This window comes from Arthrobacter sp. C152, assembly GCF_054890965.1.
The window spans coordinates 1-246 of record NZ_JBTZSU010000134.1 but is presented as its reverse complement, the minus strand read 5'-3'; the positions used below and the strand labels follow the sequence as shown (position 1 = coordinate 246).

General features: G+C 56.5%; 1 protein-coding gene. It reads right to left on the bottom strand.

All coding sequences use genetic code 11. The annotated features are described in order from the left end of the window. Positions 1–246: methylmalonyl-CoA mutase family protein (locus tag ACYSM9_RS22020; RefSeq protein WP_461859068.1), on the bottom strand; the 246-nt coding region annotated here is incomplete at both ends.

Here is a 246-nt window from a genome sequence, read left to right as displayed (position 1 = left end):
GGAGATCGAGATCGAATTGAACTTCGGCATCTCCCGGCTGGTGTAGCCGAAGATATCGCTGGTGATCCGCATGCTGGGTTCGGGCGGGTAGATATAGGTGTTGCGGACCATAAACTCCTTCAGGATGTCGTTCTGAATGGTCCCGTCGAGCAACTTGCGATCGACGCCCTGTTCCTCACCAGCGACGATGAAGAAGGCGAGGATCGGGATCACCGCGCCGTTCATCGTCATGCTGACCGACATCTG